Genomic DNA, 10,637 nt, shown 5'->3' on the forward strand with positions numbered 1-10,637 from the left:
TCAGTCGTGTAACTGCCAGCTCCGGTACGAGCCGTCAGGCTGCCCGCACACCAGGTGGTCGGAGATCGGCTGGCAGTGGCCGGTGGCCTCGGGCAGCACGTCGACGATGCGCGTCCTGCCGGCGCGGACGTCCAGCTCCCCGACGAGCATCCCGCCGCCCGGACGCGGGCGTACCCCGAGCAGCCGGCCGTTCGTGTCGATCTGGAACAACTCCCACCGGCCCAGGTCGACACGTTCCCGGCCGGTCCGCACGTCGACGACGAAGTACCTCCCCAGCCCTTCGCTGCTGGCCGGGATGGCCAGCAACTGGCCGTCGTACAGCCAGGCCCAGGTCCACCGGTCGCTGCGCCAGCGCACCTCGCCGGTCGCGGTGTCGACAGCCCACAAGCCGGCGGAGCGGGTCCGCAGACACACGACGGGTCCGCAGTCCTGCACCAGATCGATCTCGTCGACCGGGGTGCTCCAGCGCCGGTCCAGCCGGTCCAGCCCGTACGCGGTGATCGCGTTCGGTTGCCCACCGACGGTCAGCAGCAGGTCACCCGCCACCTGCACGTACCCCAGAGGCGCCCCGTCGGGTGGGCGCAGGTCGGCGCGGACCAGCACCGCGCCGGTGCGCGCGTCACGTACCTCGACCGGCCCCTTCACGTCGCTGAGCACCACCCGGTCCACCCGCTCGGCGGCGGACTGCGCGGTGACACCGGCGGTGGGGGTGGTCAGCTGCCACCGCACCGTGCCGCAGCAGGGGTCCACCGCGCGCAGGCTGAGTGGCTGGTCCTCGCCGCCGGACTGGAGCAGCAGGTTGCCGTCGGCCAGCTCGACGGAGCTGCCCGGCTGCTGCCAGCGGTACGCCCCGGTCGCGCGGTCCAGCGCCACGGTGATGGTGTCCCGCCCGTCCGCGCCGATCTCGTAACCGGTGGCCAGCAGCATCCCGGACCGTGGCCGGAGCCCCCAGTAGCGGGGCTGTCCGGGCAGCGGTGCGTCCCAGAGCGGATCGCCGTCGGACACCCGGAAGGCGGCCAGCCGCCACTGCGGCGTCTGGACGGTGACCGGATTGATCACCAGGGCCAGGTCGTCGTCGATGAGCACGTCGGCGCCCTCCTGGGCGGGCACCGTCACCACGGCCCGCCCGGCCGGCGGCGGCGCGGCGGAGACGAGCGTGGCCAGCACCAGCAGCAGGACCAGCGCGCAGCGCAACGGCCGACCGTTGGCGCGGGGTGGGCGAGGCGCCCGCGGCGGCTCCAGCGCCGGTCCGTGCCGCAGCTCGCCGAGGTCGATCACCGAGCCGGTCACCGGGGCAGCCGGATCAGCCGGTACGACCCGTCCACCACCTGGCAGAGCAGGAGGCCGGTGACCGCCTGGCAGTTCCCGGTGACGCCCGGAAACACGTCAAGCACGCGCGTCCTGCCGGCACGTACGTCCAACTCCGCGACCATCATCCCGCCGTCCGGCAGCGGACGCAGGCCGACGAGCGGTCCGTCGTGGCCGACCTGGGCCAGTTCCCACCGGCCCAGGTCGGCCAGTTCCCGCCCGGTCAGCGGATCGACGACGAAGAGCCGCTGCGGAGGGACGCTGACGGTGCCCGCCTCGGTGGCCACCACCCGCCCGTCGTACGGGAAGAGGCCCGCCCAGCGGTCACTACGCCACCGCACCTGGCCGGTCGCGGTGTCGATCCCCCACAGCCCGGCGCCATGTCGCTGTGGACACAGGACGGGACCGCAGTCATTGATGAAGTCGATCCGATCGGTGGGGGTGCTCCAGCGCCGGTCCAGCCGGTCCAGCCCATAGGCGGTGATGGTGGCCGGTGCGCCGTTGCTGGTCAGCAGCAGATCCTTCACCACCTCGACGGACAGGAACGACTCGCCCCGGGGTGGGGGCAGGTCGGCGCGGGCCAACTCCGTGCCGGTGATCGCATCATGCACCTCGGTGAAACCGGTACTGCGGTGCAGCACCACCCGGTCCACGCCGTGGGCGCGGTGCCGCAGGCTCACGTACTCGGCGGTGTCGGTCAGCTGCCAGCGCACGGTGCCGCAGCACGGATCGACAGCGCGCAGGGTGACCGGCTCGTCGTCCGCGCCGGACTGCAGCAACACGTTGCCGTCGGCAAGCGTCTCGGGGTGCCCCGGTCCCTGCCAGCGGTACGCCCCGGTTTCCCCGTCGAACGCCACGGACAGGACGCCCCGCTCGGGCGACAGCACCTCGTAGACAGTGACCAGCAGCGTGTCGCCCACCGACGTGATCGTCCAGTTGCGGCCCTGCACCGGCACCTCGGTCTGCCAGAGCAACAGACCGTCGGGCAGCCGGTAGGCGCTGATCCGCCGCCGCGTCGGCTGCCCCGGGTCCGGGTCGAGGACCACGAACAGGTCGGCGGTGAGCAGCGTCTCGGCGGCGAGCTGCGCGGGCAACGTCAGCGCGGCCGGCCGAGACGGCGGCACGGCGGCGGAGCCGAGGGTGGCCAGCACGAGCAGCAGAACCAGCGCGCAGCGCACCGGTCGACAGTGCGCGCGGGGTGGGCGGGGCAGCGGCGCCAGGGCCGGTCCGCGCCGCAGCTCACCGAGGTCGATGATCGACAACTACCGTCCTTCCGTTACCGCGTCAGGCTGGCCGGCGAGGTGATGTCCGGCAAACCGACCGTGAGCGCCCCGGCCCGGCAAAAGCGACGGACCCCCGCCTGTACGATGGCGCGTCGTGGCTGTGCCGGTGGTAGACCCTTCGCTGAATCCCGTTACCGACGCCGACCCGGCCGAGGCCGAGCCGACCCGGCGGCCTCGACGCCGCCCGGCCCGAGCCGACCTGCTGGCCCTCGGAGCCTATGTGCTGCTGGGCGTCTTCGTCTGCCTCAACTACTGGGGTGACGTCACCGGCCGGGTCTCCTCGCACCTGCCCACCGACCACAGCTGGTTCGAGTGGTTGTTCGCGCACGGCGCGTACTCGGTGCGGCACCTGGAGAACCCGCTCTTCACGGCCCGGCAGAACGCCCCGGACGGGGTGAACATGATCGCCAACACCTCGCTGCTCGGGGTGACCCTGCCGCTGGCCCCGCTGACCATGCTGCTCGGCCCCCAGGTGATGTACGCGCTCTACCTGGGTGCGGCACTGGCGGCCACCGCCGGCACCGGCTACTGGATGCTCTCCCGCCACCTGGTGCGCTCGCGCGCGGCGGCCTTCGTCGGCGGCGCGTTCCTCGGCTTCGCGCCGGGGATCATCCACCACGCCAACGGCCAGCCCAACTTCGTGTCCAACTTCCTGCTGCCACTGATCGTGGTACGGGTGCTGCGCCTCGGCGAGCCGGGCCGGTGGCGGCGCAACGGGCTGGTGCTCGGTGCGCTGGTGACGTACCAGATCTTCATAAACGAGGAGATGCTGCTGCTCACCGCGTTGGCCTGCCTGGTCGTGGTGCTGGCGTACACCGTGCAGCGACCGCGGGCCGCCTGGGCCGCCGCCGGCACGTTCGCGGCCGGGCTCGGTGTCGCCGGCGGGCTGACCCTGGTGCTGGCCGCGTACCCGATCTGGTTCCAGTTCAACGGCCCGCAGTCCTACCGGGGCCTGCAGGGTGGCGTCTTCCACAACTGGGGCGAGGACCTGATGGCCTTCGTCACCTTCGCCCGGGACACCTGGGCCGGTGACCCGGCGGTGGAGAAGACCATCGGGCTGACCGAGCAGAACACCTGGTTCGGTTGGCCGCTGGTGTTGCTCTCGCTGGTGTCTCTGGTGCTGCTCGTGCGCCGGTCGCTGGCCACCCGGATCGTCGCGGTGCTGATCGTGGTGTTCACCGTGGCCGCGATCGGGCCGATGGTGCGCTTCAACGGCGTCGAGACCGACGTGCGCGGCCCGTGGTCGTACGTGCCTGACGACCTGCCGCTTGTCGAGATGATGATGCCGACCCGGCTGACCCTTGTGGTCGCCGCCGCGGTGGGCGTACTGCTGGCGTTGACCTGGGACGCCGCGCACCGCCAGGGGCGCGCGGTGACCGACCCGGTGCGGGTGCCGGCCCAGCGCGTCGGCGAGCCGACCCCGGCGACGTCCGACGACCCGGGCGTGGCCGCGCCGGTCCCGGTGCGCCGTCGGTGGCTGCGCCCGGTGGGGTACGCGGCGGTCACCCTCGCCGTGCTGCCGCTGCTGCCCCGGCCGCTGCCGGCCCAGCAGATCGACCCGCCGCCGCACTTCATCACCGCTGGCGGCTGGCGACCGTACGTGCCGGCGGGCCGGACCCTGGTGCCGGTGCCGATCCCGAGCAACGTGCACGGCCTGCCGACGCTGCGCTGGAGTGCGATGACCGGGCAGGAGTTCCCGGTGCCCGGCGGTTACTTCATCGGCCCGAACGAGCTGGGCGAGGGGGTCTTCGGGGCCCCGAACCGGCCCACCAGCACCCTCATCTACGCCACCATGGACAAGGACGAGGTCCCGGCGCTCACCGACGAGAACCGCCGCCAGGCCGTCGAGGACCTGCGGTTCTGGCGCGCGTCGGTGGTGGTGCTCGGTGCGCATCCGCGCGAGGCGGTGCTGCGCGAGCTGGTCACCGGTCTGATCGGGCCGCCGCAGCGGGTCGACGACGTCTGGGTCTGGGACGTCCGCGCGCTGGTAGGTTGATCAGTCGACCTGGTCCCGGACACTCCAGGCCACGGAGCCGGGCCGGCCGGGGCGTGCCTGCCGTCGCCCGGGGCGACGTGGTCTCCGACGTCGTCCCGGTGGACATCAGACCGAACGGCCGGTGAGCGCCCGCACGTCCCAGACCCAGACGTCCAGTTCCTGACGCCCCGGACCGACAAGCTCCTCGACCGTCCGGCGCAGCGGCTCGGCGTTGTGCTGTCGCAACGGCAGCACCAGGATCGCCGCCCGCCAGTGCCGCAGCTCGTCGGTGAAGCGGCGACGCTGCCGGTCGTCGAGCTTCGGCGTACGGCCGGTCGTCGCCACCTCCTCAAGCATCTGACCCACCCCGCTGGGTCGGCCGCCGAACCGGCCGGCGTCACCGGTGTTGCCGTTGCGGGGGGCGAGAAAGTAACCGCCGGGAATCTTGAAGTCGAGGTTGGTGGCCGCCGCCCAGCGCATGCCGTGCGTGTTGCCCATGCTGGGCACCGGGATCGGCACCAGCGTCTGGTCGGGACCGACGTAGGCCCGCCAGCGGTCGGCGGTGATGAAGTCCGGCACCGGCGGCCGGGAGACCATCCGCAGCGGCATCGGGGCGATCGGCAGCAGGGCGAACGCCAGGCCCGCCGCGGTGAGCGTCCGCACGGTACGCCGGTCGGCCGGCCGCAGCCCCCAGGCCCGTTCGACGGCGAGCGCGAGCAGCAGACCGACCACCACGCTGGTGATCAGACCGAACCGGGTCGGCACCACCGCGTCCAGCAGCGGCAGGTGGACAAGCACCTGCCATGGCCCGGTGACCAACTCCCGGTCCCACCAGGAGACCCGCTCGCCGAGCGAGAGCACGGCGAAGAGCAGGCCGGTCGCCGCGAGCGCCCGGACGATCAGCTCCCGGCGCAGCCAGACCACGATGCCGATGGCGATCAGCGACAGGCTCCAGCCGAAGAAGGCGTTCTCCTCGGAGTAGTTCGGCGCGAGATTGATGTTGGCTCGCTGGTTGCCGCCGAGGGTGGGTGAGCCCGGGGCGAAGAAGGCGGCGATGTCGTTGCCATAGTCCTTCACCGCGTCGCTGAGCCCGTGGTAGGCCATCGGCCCGGCGAACTGCACATACAGCGGGTACGCCAGCAGCGCCCCGGCCAGCAGCGCGCAGGTCGCCACACCGGCGCCCAGGGGCCGCCACGCGGCCCGCCAGCGGGCCGGCTCCTGTACCAGCACCGCCAGCAGGAAGACGCCGCACGCCAACGCCGTGAAGAGCAGGATCTCCTCGTTTATGAACGCCTGGACGGCGACCAGCAGGGCGAGCAGCGCGCCGTCGCGGACCGGCCGGGTCGAGCGGGTCAGCACCAGCACCCGCCAGACGATGAACGGCAGCAGGAACTGGCTGATGATGTTCGGGTGCCAACTGGCGTGCGAGAGCATCGCTGGTGAGAAGCCGCAGAACCAGCCACCGGCCGCCGCCGCGAGCGGGGTGCGTACCAGGTGGCGGGAGAGCATGAGGTACCACGCCATGGCGGTGCCGGCGAGACCGAGCGTGACAAGCACCACGAAGGAGACCGCCGGCCCGAACAGCAGCGTCACCGGGACCATCGGGATACCCAGCGCCAACACGGCAGTGTTGGCCATCAGGTTGACGCCGTCGGGGTAGTTGAACTGCTCGGTGTAGAACGGGTACTCACCGTGCAGCACCACGCGTACCGAGTGGGCGAGGAAGAACTGCACCTGCGCCGGGTCACCGGTGTAGAGCGACGCCACCCGGCCGGACGGGTCGAGCCAGATCCGGCTTGTCACCCAGAGCGCGGCGAGCAGGAAAAGCCCGCCCACCGCCAGGTGCTGCCGTCGCCGCGTCCACCCACGCCACCAAGCCCGCGCCGGTACGGCCGCCGCGCTCTCCACGATCTCGGCCGGAGCCGGCGCGACGGTCTCGGCAGGAGCCGGCGCGGCGGTCTCAGCCGGAGCCGGCGCGGCGGTCTCAGCCGGAGCCGGCGCGACCGTCTCAGCCGGAGCCGACGCGGCTGTCTCGGTGGGGACCGGCGCGATCGTCTCGGCCAGCGCGGCGGGGGCGGTGAGGGTGGGGGCGGTCGGATGCGGGGCCTCGGCCGACGCGGTGCGGGTGCTGGTCAGCGCGACGGGGCCGGCGAAGAGGCCGACCGGAGTGCGATAGCTCACCATCTCGTCGGAGCCGGCTGCCGACTCCGGGTGCGGCGCGGGCAGGGCGCGGGACTCGGCAGGCGTCACAGTCGGCGGAGTCTACCGGAGCAACCAAAACGCACTAAAGCCCCGGTGACGTCCACTGTGGTCGGTCGGACGACCACCACCCGAGGTCTGGCATCGGACATCTCGATACTATGGCGCTTTCCGGCAGCGACGGTGAGCAGATCGGGGGCGGGCCAGGTGACTGCAGGCCGTCGGTACGGCAGGGCGCTCGCCGTCGTGCTGAGTGCGCTGCTGGTCACCACGGCGTGTGGTCCGGTCGCCGAGCGACAGCCGCAGGACCTGCGGGTCGGGTACGACAGCCTGGACGGCACGCTGGCGGTGTGGCCGCCGCGTGGCGATCTGGCGGCGGACGCCACGGCGACGGCGGCGATCACCGACACGGTTCGTGACTGGCGGTCACCGGACGACGACCGCGCACACCTGCCCACGTCCGGCATCCTCTTCTCCGGTCGGGTCGACGGCGCCGCGACGGCGATCGTGGCCGTCGACGTACCCGGCGAGAGCGCCTCCTGGCTGCTGCAACTCACCCGCGACGGCGATCGGTACGCGGTGACCCGCGCCAGCGAGTACACCGACCCGGGCTACCTGGTCTACTCCGACGTGCTGCCGGTGCAGACCGCTGGCGGCCGGCGTTACCTGATCTCCGCCCGGGTGCAGACCCTGGTCGGGCCACAGGATCGGACGCTCACCGTCGCGGACGGCCTCAGCGCCCCGGTCGACGTGCCGGCCTGCACGGCCGTGGCGGTGACCGCGACCCTGCGTACCACCGAGTCGTTGCCCCGCGGGCGGGCCGCCGACCGGCTGCTCGACCTGGGCACCGGCACCGTGGATCCGCGGTACCCGCTGGTCCGCGACGAGTCCGGCACGGGACGGCGGGCGCTTGCCGGCCTGGACACCTGTGTGCTGGCCGGCGACCGGGGTCCGTTCGGCAGCATTCCACGCCGGATCGGTGACCGGGACGCGCCGCGCTCGGTGCCGACGTCCTGGCCGATGGCGAAACTCACCGTCCGCTCGCTCGGCGAGGTCGCCCTCGGCGGTGGTGCGGCGGCGGAGTTGCAGCAGCTCAGCTGGGATACCGACGCCGGCGCGATGACCGCTGTGGTCTACCGGCCGGCCGACGGTGGCGCACCCGTCGTCTCGCCCGCGGACCGGGCCACCCCGTTGCAGGCGTACCAACTTCCCGTGCCCGGCCAGCCGCTCGTGGTGCTCAGTTGGCGGGCCACCCGGGACAGTTCCCTGTCTGTGCCACCCGGCACTCCGCTGCTTGTCGAGCGCCCCGGCCTGGCGGTCGTCCCCAGCCCGTCGCGCTCCCAGACCTACAGCCTCACAAACTCCGACAAAACCCACTACCGCTCAGTAAAACCCCACTAACCCACCGCACCGCACCGCACCCCACCCAAACGAGTCGATCATGGAGTTGTGGTGCCCCACGAAAGGGGCTATTCAGTAAAAATCAACCACCACAAGTCCATGATCGACGGGCTCGGCACGCTCCGCCGCCCACGGGAACGGCGACGGCGGGCGTCCCCGGGAGGGGGCGCCCGCCGTCTTTTCGTTCTCGTCAGTTTTGCGCAGCCGCGTCGCTGGGGGTCAGGCGGTCCGGGGTGGCATCCAGGCCGGAGATCCAGCCGGTGACGTCGCGGGCCACGTCCTGGGCGGTCAGGCGCAGGTCGGCGAGGATCTGCGCGCGGGTGCCGTGCGGGTGCCAGTCGGCCGGTACGCCGAGGTCCTTGAGCGGCACCCGGACGTCGGCGTCGCGCATCGCCTGGGCGAGCGCGTCGCCCACCCCGCCGACCCGGACGCCGTCCTCGACGCTGACCACCAGGCGGTGGCGGGCGGCCAGGTCGACAAGCTCCGCCGGAACCGGGCGCACCCAACGGGGGTCGACCACTGTGACCCCGTAGCCCTGCTCGGCGACCCGGGCGGCGACCTCCATGCCCAGCTGACCGAAGGAGCCAACGGCGACCAGCAGCACGTCGGTACGCGCCGACTCGGCCAGCACGTCGACCGGCCCGACCCGGCGCAGCGCCGGCAGGTCCGCGGCGACCGTGCCGGTGGGGAAGCGCACCACCGTCGGGCCATCGTCGACGGCCAGCGCCTCGCGCAGCTCCTCGCGCAGCGTGGCGGCGTCGCGGGGCGCGGCGATCCGCAGGCCGGGCACCACGCCGAAGACCGACATGTCCCAGATGCCGTAGTGGCTGGGGCCGTCCGGGCCGGTGATGCCCGCCCGGTCCAGCACGAAGGTCACCGGCAGCTTGTGCATCGCCACGTCCAGCAGGACCTGGTCGAAGGCGCGGTTGAGGAAGGTGGCGTAGACCGCTACCACCGGGTGCAGGCCGCCGAGGGCCAACCCGGCCGCCGAGGTGGCCGCGTGCTGCTCGGCGATGCCCACGTCGTACACCCGCTCGGGGTACTTGCGGGCCAGCTTGGCGATGCCGGTCGGCTCGGCCATGGCGGCGGTGATGCCCACCACGTCCGGCCGCTCGTCGGCGATGGCCAGCAGTTCGTCGGAGAAGACGTGCGTCCACTTCACCGCCGGGGCGGCCAGCAGTGCGCCGGTCTCCACGTCGAAGGCGCCGCCGGGGCCGTGCAGGCAGTCGGCCTCGTCCTCCTCGGCGGGGCGGTAGCCGTAGCCCTTGCGGGTGACCGCGTGCACGATCACCGGGCCGCCGAAGTTCTTCGCCGCGCGCAGCGCCGACTCGACCGCCGCCACGTCGTGCCCGTCCACCGGGCCGACGTACTTGATGCCGAGGTCCTCGAACATGGCCTGCGGGGCGACCGCGTCCTTGATGCCCTTCTTGACCGCGTGCAGCACCTCGTACATCGGCTTGCCGACCAGCGGGGTGGAGCCGAGGGCGTCCTTGACCGTGTCCAGGACCTTCTCGTAGCCCGGGTTGAGCCGCAGCGAGGAGAGGTGGTCGGCCAGCCCGCCGATGGTGGGCGAGTAGGAGCGGCCGTTGTCGTTGACCACGATGACCAGGGAGTTGCCGGCGGTGGCGATGTTGTTGAGCGCCTCCCAGCACATGCCGCCGGTCAGCGCGCCGTCGCCGACAACTGCCACGACGCTGCGCGCCTCGCCCCGCAGGGCGTACGCCTTGGCGAGGCCATCGGCGTAGGAGAGCGCGGTGGAGGCGTGCGAGTTCTCGATGAGGTCGTGCTCGCTCTCCGCCTGGCTGGGGTAGCCGGAGAGGCCACCGCGCTGGCGGAGCTTGTCGAAGCCGGCCTGACGCCCGGTGATGATCTTGTGTACGTACGCCTGGTGACCGGTGTCGAACAGGAGCCGGTCGCGCGGGGAGTCGAAGACGCGATGCATGGCCAGCGTCAGCTCGACCACACCGAGGTTGGGCCCGACGTGCCCGCCGGTGCGGGAGACCTTGGTGATCAGGAAGTCCCGGATCTCGGCGGCGAGGACGTCCAGTTCCTCACCGGACATCCGCTTGACGTCCTGCGGACCGCGGACCGTCCCCAGCAACCGGCCGTGGTTGGCCGTGTCCTCTTCAACACTCATGACCGGAGAGTCTATCGGCCCTGTCGTACTCCGCAGCCCGGCCCGAGCCCTGCGCATCCGCGGCCGCCCCCTGAGCGCCTGGTCAGGGCCCGGTCGCTCCGGCCCACGCGCGAAGGCGTACGCCTCCCTGGCCTGCGCGGGCACGCCCAGCTCGGCGGTGCCGCGCAGCCGCCACCGGCGGGGGTGCCACCGCGTCCCGACGGCGCTCACCCCGAGCCTGGCGCGAGCAGGCGGACAGCCCTAGACGAGTAAGTCCTAACCCTGGTTAGTGGTCATAGGCGATCAGGGATCGGGTGATGGGTTGGCCGGTGTTGCGGTTGTGCCAGATGGCGGC

General features: G+C 72.4%; 6 protein-coding genes. 2 read left to right on the forward strand and 4 right to left on the reverse strand.

What is annotated here, in order from left to right; translation table 11 throughout:
* Together AB0B85_RS16875 and AB0B85_RS16880 are read right to left on the reverse strand one after the other, a co-directional pair.
* Positions 1–1,290 (reverse strand): PQQ-binding-like beta-propeller repeat protein, encoded by a 1,290-nt coding sequence (locus tag AB0B85_RS16875; protein WP_357408126.1) that lies wholly within the window; start codon positions 1,288–1,290, stop codon positions 1–3.
* Positions 1,287–2,570 carry a PQQ-binding-like beta-propeller repeat protein gene (locus AB0B85_RS16880; protein ID WP_357408128.1) on the reverse strand — a complete coding sequence of 428 codons (1,284 nt, stop codon included), beginning with the start codon at positions 2,568–2,570 and terminating at the stop codon, positions 1,287–1,289. Before AB0B85_RS16880 ends, AB0B85_RS16875 begins: the two co-directional genes overlap by 4 nt.
* 121 nt (positions 2,571–2,691) lie before the next feature.
* Between AB0B85_RS16880 and AB0B85_RS16885 the strand changes: the two genes are divergently transcribed.
* Complete coding sequence (locus AB0B85_RS16885) at positions 2,692–4,587, forward strand: hypothetical protein (protein ID WP_357408143.1); 1,896 nt, start codon at positions 2,692–2,694, stop codon at positions 4,585–4,587.
* 105 nt (positions 4,588–4,692) lie between these two features.
* Here AB0B85_RS16885 and AB0B85_RS16890 read toward each other — a convergent pair whose 3' ends face one another.
* A complete protein-coding gene (locus tag AB0B85_RS16890; protein WP_357408130.1) occupies positions 4,693–6,816 on the reverse strand; it encodes a hypothetical protein in 2,124 nt (707 codons plus the stop codon).
* A 195-nt stretch (positions 6,817–7,011) separates the two neighbouring features.
* On the opposite strand from AB0B85_RS16890, the gene AB0B85_RS16895 reads away from it, so the two are divergent.
* Positions 7,012–8,166, forward strand: a complete 1,155-nt coding sequence (locus tag AB0B85_RS16895) for a hypothetical protein (RefSeq protein WP_357408145.1) — start codon at positions 7,012–7,014, stop codon at positions 8,164–8,166.
* Positions 8,167–8,356: 190 nt separating this feature from the next.
* Here AB0B85_RS16895 and dxs read toward each other — a convergent pair whose 3' ends face one another.
* Positions 8,357–10,303 carry a 1-deoxy-D-xylulose-5-phosphate synthase gene (gene dxs / locus AB0B85_RS16900; RefSeq protein WP_357408132.1) on the reverse strand — a complete coding sequence of 649 codons (1,947 nt, stop codon included), beginning with the start codon at positions 10,301–10,303 and terminating at the stop codon, positions 8,357–8,359.
* Positions 10,304–10,637: the final 334 nt, after the last annotated feature.

The organism is Micromonospora sp. NPDC049044, assembly GCF_040649215.1.
Lineage (GTDB): Bacteria > Actinomycetota > Actinomycetes > Mycobacteriales > Micromonosporaceae > Micromonospora.

Bases quoted from the DNA above. Each gene is read 5' to 3' on its own strand.
- dxs (WP_357408132.1), bottom strand. From the start codon at position 10,303: ATGAGTGTTGAAGAGGACACGGCCAACCACGGCCGGTTGCTGGGGACG.